This window comes from Nostoc sp. 'Peltigera membranacea cyanobiont' 210A (assembly GCF_002246015.1).
Lineage (GTDB): Bacteria > Cyanobacteriota > Cyanobacteriia > Cyanobacteriales > Nostocaceae > Nostoc.
Genome location: NZ_NOLJ01000003.1, coordinates 453,863 through 465,000, shown reverse-complemented (window position 1 = coordinate 465,000; position 11,138 = coordinate 453,863). Strand labels below are relative to the sequence as shown.

Annotated in this window: 14 protein-coding genes; 4 read left to right on the top strand and 10 right to left on the bottom strand. The window is 41.4% G+C overall.

The window, feature by feature from the left end:
- Positions 1 to 41: 41 nt before the first annotated feature.
- A complete protein-coding gene (locus tag CDG76_RS11140) occupies positions 42 to 1,493 on the bottom strand; it encodes an efflux RND transporter periplasmic adaptor subunit (protein WP_094349082.1) in 1,452 nt (483 codons plus the stop codon).
- 431 nt (positions 1,494 to 1,924) lie between these two features.
- Complete coding sequence (locus CDG76_RS39050; protein WP_262984320.1) at positions 1,925 to 2,050, bottom strand: hypothetical protein; 126 nt, start codon at positions 2,048 to 2,050, stop codon at positions 1,925 to 1,927.
- Between CDG76_RS39050 and CDG76_RS11135 the strand changes: the two genes are divergently transcribed.
- Together CDG76_RS11135 and CDG76_RS11130 are read left to right on the top strand one after the other, a co-directional pair.
- Entirely contained in the window at positions 2,041 to 2,580 is a 540-nt protein-coding gene (locus CDG76_RS11135) for a phycobiliprotein lyase (RefSeq protein ID WP_094349081.1), read from the top strand. The two genes, CDG76_RS39050 and CDG76_RS11135, sit on opposite strands and share 10 nt — an antisense overlap.
- Before the next feature lie 264 nt (positions 2,581 to 2,844).
- Positions 2,845 to 3,162 (top strand): RNA recognition motif domain-containing protein, encoded by a 318-nt coding sequence (locus tag CDG76_RS11130; RefSeq protein ID WP_094349080.1) that lies wholly within the window; start codon positions 2,845 to 2,847, stop codon positions 3,160 to 3,162.
- Between the two features lie 417 nt (positions 3,163 to 3,579).
- Here CDG76_RS11130 and CDG76_RS37250 read toward each other — a convergent pair whose 3' ends face one another.
- Entirely contained in the window at positions 3,580 to 3,756 is a 177-nt protein-coding gene (locus CDG76_RS37250; protein ID WP_190240823.1) for a hypothetical protein, read from the bottom strand.
- A gap of 313 nt (positions 3,757 to 4,069) precedes the next feature.
- Positions 4,070 to 4,828: a YebC/PmpR family DNA-binding transcriptional regulator gene (locus tag CDG76_RS11125; RefSeq protein WP_094349079.1), complete on the bottom strand. Its 759-nt coding sequence runs from the start codon at positions 4,826 to 4,828 to the stop codon at positions 4,070 to 4,072.
- Positions 4,829 to 4,891: 63 nt separating this feature from the next.
- Between CDG76_RS11125 and CDG76_RS36065 the strand changes: the two genes are divergently transcribed.
- Positions 4,892 to 5,113, top strand: a complete 222-nt coding sequence (locus CDG76_RS36065; RefSeq protein WP_143854071.1) for a hypothetical protein — start codon at positions 4,892 to 4,894, stop codon at positions 5,111 to 5,113.
- Between the two features lie 56 nt (positions 5,114 to 5,169).
- Here CDG76_RS36065 and CDG76_RS11120 read toward each other — a convergent pair whose 3' ends face one another.
- The 6 genes from CDG76_RS11120 to CDG76_RS11095 form a co-directional block, all read right to left on the bottom strand.
- On the bottom strand, positions 5,170 to 6,738 hold the full coding sequence (locus CDG76_RS11120; protein ID WP_094349078.1) for a metallophosphoesterase family protein: 1,569 nt from the start codon (positions 6,736 to 6,738) through the stop codon (positions 5,170 to 5,172).
- Positions 6,739 to 7,017: 279 nt separating this feature from the next.
- Positions 7,018 to 7,443, bottom strand: coding sequence for a type II toxin-antitoxin system VapC family toxin (locus CDG76_RS11115; RefSeq protein WP_094349077.1), 426 nt, complete (start codon positions 7,441 to 7,443; stop codon positions 7,018 to 7,020).
- A gap of 7 nt (positions 7,444 to 7,450) precedes the next feature.
- Complete coding sequence (locus tag CDG76_RS11110) at positions 7,451 to 7,666, bottom strand: hypothetical protein (protein ID WP_094349076.1); 216 nt, start codon at positions 7,664 to 7,666, stop codon at positions 7,451 to 7,453.
- A 127-nt stretch (positions 7,667 to 7,793) separates the two neighbouring features.
- Positions 7,794 to 9,026 (bottom strand): damage-control phosphatase ARMT1 family protein, encoded by a 1,233-nt coding sequence (locus tag CDG76_RS11105; RefSeq protein WP_223265211.1) that lies wholly within the window; start codon positions 9,024 to 9,026, stop codon positions 7,794 to 7,796.
- Positions 9,027 to 9,340: 314 nt separating this feature from the next.
- On the bottom strand, positions 9,341 to 9,745 hold the full coding sequence (locus CDG76_RS11100; protein ID WP_223265210.1) for a hypothetical protein: 405 nt from the start codon (positions 9,743 to 9,745) through the stop codon (positions 9,341 to 9,343).
- A 269-nt stretch (positions 9,746 to 10,014) separates the two neighbouring features.
- Positions 10,015 to 10,239 carry a hypothetical protein gene (locus tag CDG76_RS11095; protein WP_094349074.1) on the bottom strand — a complete coding sequence of 75 codons (225 nt, stop codon included), beginning with the start codon at positions 10,237 to 10,239 and terminating at the stop codon, positions 10,015 to 10,017.
- Between the two features lie 573 nt (positions 10,240 to 10,812).
- On the opposite strand from CDG76_RS11095, the gene CDG76_RS11090 reads away from it, so the two are divergent.
- Positions 10,813 to 11,097 (top strand): DUF427 domain-containing protein, encoded by a 285-nt coding sequence (locus CDG76_RS11090; RefSeq protein ID WP_094349400.1) that lies wholly within the window; start codon positions 10,813 to 10,815, stop codon positions 11,095 to 11,097.
- The last annotated feature ends 41 nt before the right edge of the window (positions 11,098 to 11,138 follow it).

Sequence of the window (11,138 nt, the reverse complement as noted above, 5' to 3'; positions counted from 1 at the left end):
GAGTACTTTTTTCTTTGGGATGGTGGTTATTGCTCACCCTACTATTGCTTTTCTGAAAGAATTGAAAGACTCACAGTGTCACCTTCTTTTAACGGCTTACCACTCCGAACAACGTAGCGCTCTCCTGCTTGCAAACCGGATAAAATTTCCACTCTGCCATCAGCCCTTTTTCCTAAAGTAACTGCACGTGTCGCTACTTTCGTCTTGCCTTCTGTGTCTTTCACGACAAATAGCGTCCCCGATGGGTTTTCTTGCTCTTTTTCTGCTCCCTTTGCTGCCCCTGCTTGTTTTTGAATCGCTGTTTGCGGCACTACTACGCGCTGTTGAGTCTGGGTTTGAAAATTGACTCGCGCCAGCAGTCCACTGCCAATCTTCCCTTGAGTGTTAGGAATCACTACTTCTACAGGTATCAACCGAGCTGTGGCATCGGCAGCTGGGGAAATGCGCGTAACTCTGCCAATTAATGCTTCTTTGGGGAAGGCATCTAAGCGGACTTGTACAGACTGTCCAACCTGAATTTGTGCTAGTTCTAATTCGGAAACTTGGACGACGACTTTGACACGGTTAAAGTCGCCAATTTTCAAAACTTCGCTACCTGCTTGCAGTAGGTTGCCTGGTTCTGTCACCTTTTCTGTGACTATACCAGTGATGGGGGATGTCAGCCGAGCGTAAGACCTGCGCTCTTTGGTTTGGGCAACTAATGCTTGTTGGGCAAGTACTCTACCTTGGGCGGCAGCGACGGCTTGCTGTTCTGTCCGAACTTGTTCTTGGGCTGCCCGCAGAGCCTGGGCGGATGTTTTTGCCTGGGTACGTGCTTGCTGGGCAGTTTGTTCAGCGATCGCTCCAGCTTTGAATAGATTTTGTTGGCGTTCTGAGTCTGCCTGAGCTTGTACCACTTCTAGGCGCGCTCGTTCAACGTCTGCACGGGCATTGCTTACCTGATTGGTTGCCCTAGCTACTTCTGATTTGAGGGCTGCTAGCTCTGCTTCTGCTTGCTTTAATTCGGTCGAAAGTATAGCATCATCTAACCGCCCGACGTTTTGCCCAAGCTTTACTGCATCGCCCACATCAAGGTTCAAAGCCAACAACCGAGCTTCTACTTGCGATCGCACTGACACAATTCGGAAGGGTGTTGTATTACCTGTGTATTCTGGTTGTGTTTGCAGCGTATCAGTTCGAGCGATCGCCACATCTACAGCAGTTGCACTACCACCACGTTGTCCACTACCAGGACTCTGAGATTGGGCATCAGCCGGTTCTTCCTTGGGTAGCGCTCCACAATTCGCTGTCAGCAGTCCGATGCCCAGCAAACAGGGAATCAATAATATGGATGGAAAAGGGGAAGACACCTTTGTGTCAACGCTACTCTTTGTATCTGCAACAGCCACATCAGTTTTCATAACTGAATTTAACTGGGTATTAATTACCTGGTTAGCGGCTGCCAAAGGTGAGATTTTCGCCTGCTCGTGCGGCTTATTTCTGTCCAAAATCATTTATTTTTCTCGTATTTGGGGAGCTTTTTGGGTTAAACAGCCGTGCATTACCAAGTAATTTTGAGACATTATAAATAGTGAAAAGCGGCGAGAGTCAATTGGCTATCTTCTTGCAGAATTTTGTATCAAAAATTACTTTCTATTCAAAAAAAATTCTCACCACTTTAACTCATTACATTGAGTTAGCAGCTTTTTAGCTTCCAATGCAATTCTTAACCCAGTATAAATATTTTTAAATTTCTTGCAATCTGCCCTTAGTAGAAGACTTGCGTTTACTGAAGATACGGGACTTTCACACCCCTACTTCTAAAATGGGCAGTATTAAGTAGTTATACTTATGGCTGAAATAACCAAATTTAATATAGCAAAATACTTAGTAATTTTTACGGACGATCAAATATATTAAGAATAGTAAACATAAGTTGCTTTTTCTAACGCTGTAATATTTCGATCGAGCGTAGGCGTAGCCCGTCGTAGACATCGCATATACAGCCAAGAAAAGGGCGATATATATTACAGCCATCAATATTAGTCAGGAAAGTAACAAGTGACATCATTGTTAAAAATTGTCCAAACTGCTGATGAAGCCCAGATTTCGGAATTTTTCCAGGAATCGGTGGGTAAGTGGCGATCGCAACGGCGCTACTACACCCTACCCAAGGGAGAAACTAAGGAGATGGAGAGCATAGTTACGATCAATTTTCTCAAGCAGGGCTGTGATGAATTGCAAAACCTAGCTCAGATGCACGATTTGCCTGATACAGGTAGTTTGATCTGTGGCGCAGCAGTTACATGGGAAAGTATGGATGTGCTGAAGGACAGGAAAGAGTCGCAAGGCTCAACATTATTTGGAGCTTTAGGAAATATTTTGTATCGCGATCGCGGTTTTGCCATATCCAAACCAGTCACCGCTCAGTATTATTTCTCCAATCCTAAAACAATGTGTTTGCGAACTGAGTACAACGGTTCGGTCTTTGAAGAAGAGTTAAAGCTAATTGGCAGCAAATACCGCACCAGACAAACCATTATCTCCCGTGCCGGTGAGCAGTTGATGATTGGTCAATATTTAGAAAAGAGAGTGGATTAGTTGATCTCGTGGGTGCGGTTCACTAGAGCCTCACCCGTTTTGAGACTAGCCAGCATCTAGCTATTAACCGCTTATATAACTTTTTATAACAGTTTTTCAAACTTTTACCCAGAAATTTGCTTCCTATGTCATTATGGGAAGTGAAATGAGAATTAATTCGGCGACAGTGTTTGTTTTTAGTATTGACAGGCTTTTTCCTTTTGGTATTACAGACTTCTCTCCGAAATCTAAATCTCTACAAACTTATGATTTTGGAGACATTTGATGTCAATTTACGTTGGTAACCTCTCCTATGATGTTACACAAGATGCGCTAAGTGCTGTATTTGCAGAATATGGTGCTGTAAAGCGTGTTCAACTACCCACTGACCGTGAAACAGGTCGTTTACGCGGCTTTGCTTTCGTGGAAATGGGTTCAGAAGATGAAGAAACAAAAGCTATTGAAGCTCTTGATGGTGCTGAATGGCTTGGGCGTGACCTCAAGGTAAATAAAGCCAAGCCCAAAGAAGACAGAAGTGGTGGTTCCTTCGGTGGGAACCGTGGTGGTGGCGGCGGCTACAACCGTAGCAACAACCGCTACTAAGCTTAATTGAATTTAGAAAAGGCTCAGGCAGGAATGCTTGAGTCTTTTTTATGCAAAACTTTGACTCTAAATATCTTTGACTCTAAATATTTTGCGATCGCTTTGAACTTTGATTTTTATACGAGCGTACCCTTGAGCAAGTTATATCATGTCCGCTTGATTCCTTATTAAACCCGAAGAACCCCACCCCCGCCAAAGCGTAGCTTTGTCTCCCCTCCCCGCTCGCGGGGAGGGGATTAAGGGGTGGGGTGCAATGACTGTGGTTAGCATAACTAATTATGCGGACATGATATTAATTAAAAAATCCCGCTGATTGGTAGGGATTCCAGCGGGGTTAATACAGTTATCTTTTCAGAGAAACCAACGCTAAACTTGATTACAGAGCTACTAGAAACTTTTACGACTAATAGTAACTATTTATAAGTGTTTATGAACTAGTTTTTTAGCATGATGTCTGTGATGTTTAGTATGATGAACTTTAGCAGATTTTACGCTTGTATGACGGATAGTTTTAGCTTGAGTTTGAGATGCAAAAGCGGTTACAGGTGCAGCAAAAATTAGAGCCAAAAGTAAAGCTTTAGCGAACTTATTCACTTGAAAATCCTCATCAGGTAATCAACAATTTAACTATCCAATAGACGTATGTCATAAGTTTGTAATTGAGATGAATCTTTCATGTCTATTTTTACATTCGTCAAATATAGGATTTACTCGGTTAAGGCAAGAGACGCGATGAATTGCCGTCTCTACAATCTAGAATTTTCATCAAAAAAGCTTAATTGAATCGTATGGACTTACATGGAATACTTAGCTAAAAAATACTTGCTGGCATTTCAATCTTCAATGTAACAATTTGGACATCATCCAAATAACTGTAATTTGGCTATGATACTTGGGTTAATTTTGATTAGGAAATGGTGATAGACATCAATTCTTCTGATATTTCAAAGTTAGCTGTGACATTTTGCACGTCATCCAAGCCTTCTAAAGTATCAATTAACTTGAATAGCGATCGCGTCTGATCGGGATCGGTAACTTCTACACTATTACTAGGAATCCAGCGCAATTCGGCATCAGTTACCTTAAAGCCTTGATTTTTGAGTGTCTGGCTAAGGGTTTCTAAATTTCCAATATCAGTAAAAACCTCAGCCATCTCATTTTCAGTCATTTCATAAGACTGGGCACCACCTTCGAGGGATGCTTCTAAAAGCTGTTCTTCGTCAAGCACACCCTCCACTACACAAACGCCTTTTTGTTCAAACATCCAGCTAACGCAACCTGTTTCACCAAGATTGCCACCATTTTTACTAAAAGCTACACGCAAGTCAGCAGCAGTGCGATTGCGATTATCTGTGAGGGCTTCGATTAAAATTGCTACACCACCAGGGCCATAACCTTCGTAGCGAATCGCTTCAAAAGTAGCACTATCGCCGCCAAAAGTGCCTGCACCTTTAGCGATCGCTCGTTCAATATTATCATTGGGAATACTCGCAGCCTTTGCCTTGTCAACTGCTGTGCGAAGTTGAAAATTCAGCGCCGGATCTGGCACGCCGCTTCTAGCCGCAACGATAATTGCCCTGGATAACTGAGTAAAGGTTTTTCCCTTTTTTGCATCTACTACCGCTTTCTGGCGCTTAATATTTGCCCATTTACTATGTCCTGCCATAATTTGAATTATCAAAACTCTATTTAAGATTAGGATATACCTAGCTTTTGTCTGAATGCAAAGGTGCATTTGGTAAAACACCAACAGAATCACTCAAAGCAACCCAGCAGCACTGAGGTAATTTACAAGAATAAATATACCGATGCCGTTGGTTTCGACTTCGCTCAACCAACTGATAGATCGAGAGTTGAGCGTACCCCTGCGGGGAAGCAAGCTATGCGTAGCGTCTCCAAGAGTTGTCGAAACTCGCCAAGACAGGTATTTTCTTTGTCGGAAATCACCTGAGATTTGATTTTCAAGTCAGATGGGGAATGGTGTAGTTCAATTACTTCGCATCCCGTTTAGATCGCAAAAGGTTCAAGTTCCGTGTTATGCCACTCTTGTTCAAACCGTTCAGTAATCAACGGTCTGATGATAAACTTGGGCGGGCTACCATCCAGAACATCAATCCGCACACATGAATAAGGCAGTCGGTTCTGGAAATTGTAGTTATGACGGCCCACAAATAGCGTTGAATCTGCAACTTTCCGAGTGGGTTTACCTGCAACCTCAGCAAAAGTTTCCATCAATTCAGTCCCTTCTCGCCGTTGATAGCGGGGACGATGACCGCCCCCACCAGAGATAATACAGTTTATGTGCGAGTCTGCAAATCCGGTGTCAGTTGTGCAAAGATGCTCTAAACAGTGAGCGTGACCGTTTAAAATCAAATCGACTATGGGACGTTCTTTAATTAGAGAACCAAGAGTTTCTGCTACTTGTTCAAACACCCAGCGCAAACGGTGACGAACCGCCAAGGTTTGTGCTTGATTCCATTTGGTGGCCTCTGTGACGTAGGGAGGATGGTGGAAAAAGATTACACGTCCGCGCACTTCGGAGGTATTCCAAGATTCGATTAGTCTGCTTCGCAACCATTCAAGTTGTTCAAAGTCGATCGCAGGCATTTGATGAGATGCTAGTTGTTTTTCAATGTCGATTTTGATTTCGTCTATTTGGTCTAATTTGGCACTGAGGTCATCAAGTTGTTCTGCTTCGGTGGGTTTATCTGGGTTGAGGCGATCGCATATTCCCAAAATCTCCAATTCTTCTCGATCTATTTCCTGGCGACGCTTTTGTAATTCCCGACGGTAAATTTCCCCTTCTTTGGTTGCAGGTAAAGGTGATGGTGTATTAAAGGTATTAGAATCCAGTGCAAAAAAGTCAATCCCGCCGTAACGAAAGGTGTAATAGCGATTGGGTAAACGAGTAAACTGTCCAGGTTCGTAACGCAAACAACGCCCTTTGTCGGTCTTTGCAGTGTAGTGCCGATCTAAATGACGTTCTAACTCTTGTGGAGATATCGCCTGGGTATAGTCCATAAATGCTCGTGCATAAGCATTACCTTGATACGATCCATGCCAGCCAATCTCGATATCTTTGTAGCGAAACAGGCGACGTAGTGACGATGTTGTGCCAGTAAATAAACGGTACATCAACGGCACATCGTAGTAATCATGATTACCAAGTACTGGTAAGAACGGCAGATTAAACACCATGCGGTCATAAGGAATGCTTTTCGGGTTGTCACCACCGACAAGAAACTCGCGGTAAGGCTCAATAAAGTTTGTTGAGTAATATTCTTGGGAACCCACCACATAGATGACATCGCCAGTGTGCAACACAAAGCTGCAATCATCGCGGTGAGTCAGCATCAGTTCGGCAACTTTTCGTTGGGGGTGGTGTCGAGAATGGGATTTAGTGCCAGAATCGCCGATAACCATAAAGGAAAATTCTGGATTATCTTGCCTGCGATCGTCAATAACTAGACTGGTTTGGTCAATTCCCCGTTGCACAAAACTTGGATGCATCCACCGCACCCGTTCCTTCATTTTTTGAATTTTCACAGGAATCGGTGGATCGGAAATCAATTTCATGGCTGATAACTCTTGAATGCCTAACGCACACACCGATTGTAACGAAACATTTAATTTTCATTAGTCATTAGTCATTTGTCATTAGTCATTTGTCATTTGCTAATAGACTTCTTGCACGAATGCAAAACTAGCCCACCCTGCGGGAAGCAAGCTACATCCCCCAACCCCTTCTCCCAATATTGGGAGAAGGGGAGACAATTTCAAAGTCCCTCTCCCAAGCTTGGGTGAGGGCAAGGATTCATGCAAGAAGTCTAATGTCTCATGCCCAATACCAAATCCTTACGGCAAATTTTCTCGCAGTAATGCTCGAAAGCCTGCTTGTTGAAAATGCTCATCAGCAGTCAGTGCTTCAGTAATTCCGCTATATTGCATGACAATAAAAGATATGCAATCGACAAATCCCCATTCTTTCTCTGTTCGTTCGCGATATAGCTCGAAAGCACGTTCGTAAAGTTCCTGGGAAAGGGGGACAATTTCTACTTTCGAGTCTGCTACTAGAGAATTTAATAATATGATTGCCGCCTGACGATAAGGTTGTTGGGATAAGGCATTGCCAATTTCCAACATCACCGCCTGTGTTGTCACCAAACGAGTTTCTGCTGCTTGTAACATTTTAGCCAGATGTAAGGCTCGGTCATGCAAGCGATCGCTCGGTGCAGATAAGGCAATGGCAAATGATGTATCAAGAAAGACTTCAGAATGCATGAAAAGTTTATTTACTGTACAAATATTTATCTATATTGGCAGACCAGTCAGGCGGCCCTTCGAGGTTGAGCGATCGCGCCGTTTGCAAAAATGATACCGTTTCATGCTCACTTGGCGGTAAAATTTCAACACTGATTCGCACGCGGGTATTGATTGGCAGTGCGATCGGTTCAGATGGATAGAACACTTTGCCATTAAACACAGCTGTGATTTTTTCTACCATTTTCCTTAGAAAGTTCTTCTAGTCTATCCTAAGCTGCTTGGAATGATACGGGTAGGGTAGACGACGCTATAAGTAGTGAAGATACGTATACTTGTTTTACAAATTATCTCGATTTTTCAAAAATTGTCTAAAGCACCAACTGAATTACACCCCACTGTCCATTTGTCAACCAAGAAGAGTCAGATTTTGCTACTTTCTCAATAACTTCTGGTTTCAAACCAACTGCTACTTCTGACTTGAGGGTGCGTAGAGCTACCATTGGCACGGGTAGGTAGCAGACTATATCTGCAATGTTGGTGGTAAAATCCCAGTGGCGATCGCCTAATAATCGGCGATAATTAGCATCTCCTTTGACTATAACCAAACTCGCATTGGCTAACTCATTTTTGAGGTAGTTGGGTATTTCCCAAAAGGCTAAAGGCGATGTCCAAAAGTAATCTTCAGATAGTACTAAATGCCCTGATGCAATATTGTCTTGGAGTCTTTGGGTAAAGGATGTAAGTTGTTGATTTCCAGTAGCGGCTAAAAAACTTGTTGTGTAATGTACATCCTTTATCATGGCATCAGATACAAAAGTCGGATGTGGCTTTAAATGTAGGTAAACCCGATCGGCCAGTCCGCTACTTAATAAAAAATCTACTAAACATAAATCACAAACAAGTTCAAAACCAGCATTGTCTACAACAAAATCAATCCGTCCCCCTTGAGAGTTAGTTAACAATTCCGTGACTTGGGAGGCATCATTTACTAGGATGTGAGCTAGTTGGGTTTGAATATCAAAACGACTGCGATCGCTCTCGGATGCTGACCATAAACTCAAGTCAACTCGATTTCCCCACAAAGCAAAATATAACAGTGCGATTAAAGCTCTTTGATTTGATTCTCCCTTCAGTCGTGAATTATTTAACCAATTGTTAGCCCGATCGCACAGTAGAATAATCGAATCTAGAGATGCTTCCAAACTTTGAGACTTTTGTAACTCAAATGGATCGACACCTTGCGATACACCAGGGCGAAAATAATTGGTAATTTCTAGAATCAACCGAAAAAAATAAGTTTCGGCAAAAAACCAAGGAACATCTAGCCAACGCTGACCTTTGTATAATTCTAAATATGTATTCCAGGCTGAAAAATCTACAGCAGTCTTATTTAAAAGAGGTTGCACATATCCTGCTGGCAATTCTGTAGCCAGATTTTCTAAGCTGGTATTAATTTCAGACGAGAAATTATTTTCAGCGATAACTTTGCGAGCGATCGCAGGCATTCGTTGAGTAACTGTATACTCAGTAAAAGAACCAACTTCTGACCCCAAAAGAGACGGTGGTATGGGTAATTTGGGGATGTGGGATATATTTACCACAAACTTTGATTCTCCTCATATTTTCAGTTATTCTAACGCTGTGTGCGACTTTCTTTCAAACCTAATCAACTCAAAAGCCGGATAACTCGACCAATGGCTGCAAACAAAATCGCTGGAGTGGTTCCAATACGGTTTGATTAAGGTTTTGTGATGAAAATTCTAGATCGCAGAGACGCGATAAATCGCCGTCAAGATGAAAGACTGATTATTGTAGAGACGGCGATTTATCGCGTCTGATTATTGTAGAGACGGCGATTTATCGCGTCTAAAGTTATAGAAAGATGTGGAGATTGATTCCAGCACTCCTAAATTGTCTATTGTGAATCATTAATGTCGCCAAATGATCTCATCTGTAACTCGACTGCGTTGACGTAACCTCGATCATTCAAAACTTCCGCTGGTAACTTATTAGCCCTGATAGCAGCCTGAACCACATCTTTCGCAGTCAAGTATCCGGTTTGGTATTTGAATAACAAATTGCCCCCACTGGGAATACCCTGCTCTTTTAAATAACCTTGATAAGCTAGAAAGGCAATATTAAAGGGTTGCAGATATTTAGTATCTGTAGGATTTTTACGTAAAGTATTAGAGTTGACATCTGTATTTATTTGTCCACCACCATTGTTATTATTAACTGTTTGAGCGCCAGCAATTCCAGGCATAAAAGCCATAGAAGCAATGATAAGTGCAGAATTGAGCAAAGTTGTAAATTTCATCATTTTATCCTTGGGAGAGATTAATTAGTGTTTTTAATTAATAGAGTCTTCTTTTTTAGCAATTTCAAGCTCTTATGATTAGGTCATTATTGATTAGGTCATTATGTTTGTTCATTTATTACTCGCAAATTTGAGTTAGACAATTACCTAACAGCTTGAAAACTAAGCTTTTAAGAAAAATAGTACAGGGTAAGAATGGAGTATTTTGGAAACAAAACTGTAATTAATAAAATCATCTAAGCTACATCTCAAAAGCATAGAAGTAACTTAGTTCATTCAAAATTACCAAAACCCATCATGTAATAGGCAATAAAAGCAGTATCAAAGGGTTTGAGATAATTGGTATCCGTGGAATAGCTAGGAGAAGTTTCAGAGATGACGGCTGTGTTTATTGATGGACTATTGTGATTCTTGGCTTGATGAAAGCAAGTGATTTTAGGCATAGAGTTAATCCAAGCAATAATATGTGCAGAATTTAGCGAATTTGTGAATTTCATCGAGTTATCCTTAATTAGAACAAAATGCAATTGCAATCAGTATTCTCTAGTAATAGATTCCACCGATTTACTAATCTCAACCTTTTGCGATCAGTTCATCTGATGGATTGATTTGTTAATTACCCAAACGGGTTAGTCAAATTCACCCAAACTGGAGAAATTGAACATCGAGACAAGGTTTAGTCAGAGTTTCAAAGATGCAAATATATGCTAAATAAAATCCTTAGCTGACAAGCATTTCTAGAAGGTGCTTTAGCATAGCTCACCGCAGGCATCGCTTACATATTTAGATATTTTTTGCTCAAGGCGAACAATCGAAATATAACTTTGTTTTGGCTAATAAACTTTCCATACCAATATGTTAGAAAATCTTTATGATGGAAGCAAATGCTTTTAATGTTCAAATTGATAAATAAAAGTGATTGTAATTAATATCTAGAGGGAAATCCTGTAACTCATTGCCTCTTCATGACTTCTGAACTATTTTGGCAGCGTCACGGGTTCCATAAATTCACTACAAATAAGCTGATAGTGTAAAAATGTTATATGTATAGTTTATTTACAAAGTCATTTATGCCGAAAGCAATTTGGAATGGAGTTGTTTTAGCCGAGAGTGATAATACTGTAGTTGTGGAGGGCAACCATTATTTCCCTGTGGACACCATTAACAAGCAGTACTTTACTGAAAGTAACACCCACACTACTTGTCCTTGGAAAGGTGTTGCCAGTTACTACAGTATCGACGTTGAGGGACAAACCAATAAAGATGCTGCTTGGTATTATCCCAGCGCCAAGGAGAAGGCTAAGAATATTGAAGGTTATGTGGCTTTCTGGAAGGGTGTAAAAGTCGAGGCTTAATAAAGGTTCCTGGAATTATTTTAGTTTCAGGTAATTGATAT

What these genes read in the sequence shown, in the direction of transcription:
- CDG76_RS11140 (WP_094349082.1), bottom strand. Translation starts at nt 1,493, where the DNA reads ATGATTTTGGACAGAAATAAGCCGCACGAGCAGGCGAAAATCTCACCT.
- CDG76_RS39050 (WP_262984320.1), bottom strand. Translation starts at nt 2,050, where the DNA reads ATGATGTCACTTGTTACTTTCCTGACTAATATTGATGGCTGTAATATA.
- CDG76_RS11130 (WP_094349080.1), top strand. Translation starts at nt 2,845, where the DNA reads ATGTCAATTTACGTTGGTAACCTCTCCTATGATGTTACACAAGATGCG.
- CDG76_RS11125 (WP_094349079.1), bottom strand. Translation starts at nt 4,828, where the DNA reads ATGGCAGGACATAGTAAATGGGCAAATATTAAGCGCCAGAAAGCGGTA.
- CDG76_RS11120 (WP_094349078.1), bottom strand. Translation starts at nt 6,738, where the DNA reads ATGAAATTGATTTCCGATCCACCGATTCCTGTGAAAATTCAAAAAATG.
- CDG76_RS11115 (WP_094349077.1), bottom strand. Translation starts at nt 7,443, where the DNA reads ATGCATTCTGAAGTCTTTCTTGATACATCATTTGCCATTGCCTTATCT.
- CDG76_RS11110 (WP_094349076.1), bottom strand. Translation starts at nt 7,666, where the DNA reads ATGGTAGAAAAAATCACAGCTGTGTTTAATGGCAAAGTGTTCTATCCA.
- CDG76_RS11100 (WP_223265210.1), bottom strand. Translation starts at nt 9,745, where the DNA reads ATGATGAAATTTACAACTTTGCTCAATTCTGCACTTATCATTGCTTCT.
- CDG76_RS11095 (WP_094349074.1), bottom strand. Translation starts at nt 10,239, where the DNA reads ATGAAATTCACAAATTCGCTAAATTCTGCACATATTATTGCTTGGATT.
- CDG76_RS11090 (WP_094349400.1), top strand. Translation starts at nt 10,813, where the DNA reads ATGCCGAAAGCAATTTGGAATGGAGTTGTTTTAGCCGAGAGTGATAAT.